This window comes from Streptomyces sp. HSW2009, from assembly GCF_040240285.1.
Taxonomy (GTDB): domain Bacteria; phylum Actinomycetota; class Actinomycetes; order Streptomycetales; family Streptomycetaceae; genus Streptomyces.
On record NZ_JBEHZD010000652.1, the window covers coordinates 1 to 3,868 of the forward strand.

Sequence of the window (3,868 nt, forward strand, 5' to 3'; positions counted from 1 at the left end):
CCCCCCCCCCCAACCCCCCCCCCCCCCCCAAAAAACCCCCCCCGTGGCCCCCCCCCCCCCCCCCCCCCCACCCCCCCCTCCGGCCCCCCCCCCCCCCCCCCCCCGGCCCGGCGGCTCAGTGGCTCGGTGGCCGGCCCGTGGGCCGTACGAGCCGCACAGGTCATACGAGCCGCGCGGGGGCTGCGGCCGTACGGGGCGGGCGCCCGGCGGCGCTCAGACCTGGTTCAGGCCGCCGTCGACGTACAGGCTCGAACCGGTGACGAAGCTGCTCTGTTCGGAGGCGAGGAAGGCCACTGCGGCGGCGATCTCCTCCGGGCGGCCGAGGCGGCCCAGCGGTACCTGGGAGACCAGCTGCTCCCGGAAGCCGGTCGCCTGGTCCGGGTCGGGGACGAGTCCGGCGAGGCCGGGCGTGTCGGTCGGGCCCGGGGTGATCGTGTTGACCCGGATGCCGCGCCCCTTGAGCTCGTTGGCCCAGGTCCTGGCGAACGAGCGGGTGGCCGCCTTGCTCGCCGCGTACACGCCGAACGCCTCCGCGCCGACGTCCACGTTGGTCGAGCCGTTGAGTATCACCGATGCGCCGTCGTTGAGCAGCGGCAGCGCCTTCTGGACGGTGAACAGCATGCCGCGGAGGTTGATGCCGAAGAGGGTGTCGAAGTGCTCCTCGGTGATCTCCTCCAGCCTGGCGAACGCGGCGATCGAGGCGTTCGCGAACAGCACGTCAAGGCCCCGTCCCCGGTCGCGCACCGCCGCGTAGAGCCGGTCCAGGTCGGCCAGGTCCGCGACGTCGCCGACGACGGCGGTGGCCGCGGGGCCGATCGTCGCGAGCGCCGCGTCGAGCTCGGCCCTGCGCCGGCCGGTGATGAACACGTGCGCCCCCTCGGCCGCCAGCCGTACGGCGCTGGCCAGGCCGATCCCGGTGCTGCCGCCGGTGACCAGGGCGGTCTTGCCTGCGAGTAGTGCCATGTCGGTAACCCCCTTCGAGTTCTGCATCGATCGATGCAGAAATGGACCGTAGCACTTCTGCATCGGTCACTGCCGAAGGGGATAGGCTGCGGGCGTGGGAACCAAACAGAGCGGCCCCGTCGGACGTCCGCGGGGGTTCGACGCGGACGAAGCCCTTGAGCGCGCCATGCTGACCTTCTGGGAGCACGGGTACGAGGGCGCCAGCCTGGCCACGCTCACCGCGGCGATGGGCATCTCCGCCAAGAGCATGTACGCGGCCTTCGGCAACAAGGAGGAGCTGTTCCGCAAGGCCCTGGCGCGCTACACGGAGGGGCCGGGCGCCTATCTGGCCCGGGCCCTGGAGGAGCCGACCGCGCGCGAGGTGGCCACCGCGATCCTGGCCGGAACCGTCCGCACCACCACCCGTCCCGCCCGGCCGCACGGCTGCCTCGGCGTCCAGGGCGCGCTGGTCGCCAGCGCGGCCGGGAGCGACGTCCGCGACCTGCTCGCCGCCTGGCGCAACGACGGCTGCTGTCGGGTCCGCGACCGGTTCGTGCGCGCGCGGGAGGACGGCGACCTGCCGCCGGAGAGCGATCCGGTCCTGCTGGCCCGCTACGTCACGACGCTCGTGTTCGGCATCGCCGTACAGGCGTCGAGCGGCGTCGACCGCGAGGAACTACAGCGCATGGCGGACGCGGCGCTCCGCACGTGGCCGCTCTGCTGAGCCGGAGCACGTGCCCCGCGCCCGCGCGCGAGGGGCAGGCATGGGCCGGCGGTCGCCCACGGGTTGACCGCACCGCCCGCGTCCGCGCGCGAGGCGCCCCGGTCTGCCCTTCCCGTACGAGGTGCTGTGCTGCGCCGCCCCCGCGCGCCCGCGCACGCGAAGGTGCGGGACCTGGGCGGCCCCGCGGCGCACCGCCACGCGTGTACCCGCGCACGCGAGGCACCTCGGGTCGGCGCGCGGCAGATCAGCAGCAGATCGCGGCAGGGCCGGCAGCAGATCAGCGGCGGACTGGTGGCGGGGCAGCGGCGGGCAGTGGCTGCGGAGCAGCGGGGGATCGGTGACCCCGCGCGCGGTGGGTCAGCGTGTGGGTTCGCCCGCCGGTGCGTCCCGCAGGGCGTGGCCGAGGGCCGTGGTGAAGCGGTCGGTGGTCGCCCGGTCCCGTACGGCCAGCCGGAGCCAGTCGGTGCCGAGGCCGGGGAAGGTGTCGCCGCGACGGACCGCGAAACCGGCCGCCCGGAGCCGGTGGCGTACCGCGTCGGCCCCCGGCAGGTGGATGAGGACGAACGGGCCGGCCGCCGGCTCGCAGACCCGTACGAGCGGGAACTGAGCCAGCCCGGCGATCAGATGGGCCCGGTCGGCGGCGATGCGGTGGGCGGCGTGGGCCGCCTCCGCCCGCGCCTTGGGCGTGCTGCACGCCTCGGCGGCGGCGAGCGCCGGCGAGGACACCGGCCACAGCGGCTGGGCCCGCTCCAGCGCGCCGATGGTGGCCGGATCGGCCAGCACGTAGCCGATGCGCAGCCCGGCCAGGCCCCAGGTCTTGGTGAGGCTGCGCAGCACGACCAGCCCCGGCACGTCGGTGCGCGCGGCCAGCGACGCGCTCTCGCCCGGCACCGCGTCCATGAACGCCTCGTCCACGACGAGCGTCCGGCCGGGCCGGGCGATGGCCGTCAGCACGTCGGCGGGGTGCAGTACGGACGTCGGGTTGGTGGGGTTGCCGATCACCACCAGATCGGCGTCGGCCGGCACGTCGTCGGGGCGCAGCCGGAACCCGTCGGCCGGCCGCAGCAGTACCCGCCGCACCGTCCGCCCCGCGTCCCGCAGCGCCGACTCGGGCTCGGTGAACTGCGGGTGCACCACCACCGGGCGGCGCCCCGGCAGGGCCCGCGCGATCAGGACGAACGCCTCGGCCGCCCCGGCCGTGAGCAGCACCCGCTCCGGCGGCAGCCCGTGCCGCTCGGCCACCGCCCCGCGCGCGGCCGTGCCGTCCGGGTAGGCGGCCAGCGTGTCGAGCGATGCGGCGATGCGGGCCTTGAGCCAGCGGGGCGGGGTGTCGGCCCGCACGTTGACGGCCAGGTCCACCAGGGCCGCGGCGCTGCCCCGCACCTCGGCGTCGCCGTGGTGGCGCAGATCGGGGCCCGGCCCGGCGGACTCCACCGCGGGGCCGGGCGCCGGCTCCGTGCGCTGCAAGGGCATCCTCACGCTCCCCACGCCCCGGGCGCCGGCAGCCGGCCGCCTCGCCGGGCGCCCGCGGCCCCGGCCCCGGGGGGGGGGGGGGGGGGGGGGGGGGCCGCCGGGGGGGGCGGGGGGGGGGGGGGGGGGGGGGGGGGGGGGGGGGGGGGCCGGGGGGGGGGGGGGGCGCCCCCCGGGGGGGCGGGGGGGGGCGGGGGGGCCCCCCCCCCGCGGGGCCCCCCCCCCCGCCGCCGCCGGTTCGGTGAGGCGCCACGGTGTCCGGTACGCGAGCGGCGCCCCGTACCCGCCGGTGGCCGGCCAGGACTCGCGGCGGTGCCCCGTGACGTTACCGCTGGCCACCGCGGCGCCGCCGGGCAGGTCCTACGGGCCGCACGCCGGGCGGCCCGGCAGGTCAGCGGGGTGCGGGGCCGGCGGGGTCGGGGGCGCCCGGTGCGGGTGGGGCGTCACCGGGTGCGGGTAAGGCGGGACCCGGCGTGGCCGGGGCGCCGTCGGGTGGGGGTGAGGCGGTCCCGGGGACGGGCGGGGGGCCGCCGCCTGGTGCGGATGCGGCACCGTCGGGTGCGCGTGAGGTGCCGTCGGCTGCGGGCGGGGGGCCGCTCGACGCGGTGGGAGCGCTGCCCGGCGCGGGTGGGGCGTCACCGGGGGCGGATGGCGTGTCGTCGGGCGCGGGCGCGGGGGAGGCGTCGTCCGGGGCCCGCCCGCGGTGGGCCGGCACCGCCAGTGCGCAGGTCG

Annotated in this window: 3 protein-coding genes; 1 reads left to right on the top strand and 2 read right to left on the bottom strand. The window is 78.3% G+C overall.

The window, feature by feature from the left end; all coding sequences use genetic code 11:
- Window positions 1-213: 213 nt before the first annotated feature.
- Complete coding sequence (locus AAHZ94_RS30195) at window positions 214-963, bottom strand: SDR family oxidoreductase (protein ID WP_349996909.1); 750 nt, start codon at window positions 961-963, stop codon at window positions 214-216.
- 94 nt (window positions 964-1,057) lie between these two features.
- Here AAHZ94_RS30195 and AAHZ94_RS30200 point away from each other — a divergent pair, with 94 nt between their 5' ends.
- Window positions 1,058-1,666 (top strand): TetR/AcrR family transcriptional regulator, encoded by a 609-nt coding sequence (locus AAHZ94_RS30200; RefSeq protein ID WP_349996910.1) that lies wholly within the window; start codon window positions 1,058-1,060, stop codon window positions 1,664-1,666.
- A 357-nt stretch (window positions 1,667-2,023) separates the two neighbouring features.
- Here the strand turns inward: AAHZ94_RS30200 and cobC are convergent, their stop codons facing one another.
- A complete protein-coding gene (gene cobC, locus AAHZ94_RS30205) occupies window positions 2,024-3,139 on the bottom strand; it encodes an Rv2231c family histidinol phosphate aminotransferase CobC (RefSeq protein ID WP_349996911.1) in 1,116 nt (371 codons plus the stop codon).
- Between the last annotated feature and the right edge of the window lie 729 nt (window positions 3,140-3,868).